The sequence below is a fragment of the Halomonas sp. SIMBA_159 genome, assembly GCF_046536035.1.
Lineage (GTDB): Bacteria > Pseudomonadota > Gammaproteobacteria > Pseudomonadales > Halomonadaceae > Vreelandella > Vreelandella venusta_A.
This window is the reverse complement of record NZ_JAWJBT010001645.1, coordinates 1-235: the sequence shown is the minus strand read 5'-3', so window position 1 is coordinate 235 and position 235 is coordinate 1. Positions and strand designations below refer to the sequence as shown.

General features: G+C 46.4%; 1 pseudogene. It reads right to left on the bottom strand.

Going from position 1 to position 235, the window contains the following annotated elements:
- Nucleotides 1-235 (bottom strand): annotated as a pseudogene (locus R0J87_RS24785) (hypothetical protein); the annotation flags it as partial.

Sequence of the window (235 nt, the reverse complement as noted above, 5' to 3'; positions counted from 1 at the left end):
AGCATATTTACTGAAATCGTATTGAGTGCCAAGTTCAGGATGTTGCCATTGAGTGTGTACTTCATACCCGATAAGATCCCGGGCCTGACCACATAAAACCGGTTCAAATACCGCTGTAAACTGTTGTTGTTCCAGAGCTTGTTGTATCACTTGCTCCATCGTCAGTGCTTGCAGCATCCTCTCGCGCATAGTGTCATTAAATATGACAAAGCGGTTGCGCCCCATCGATTTGGCC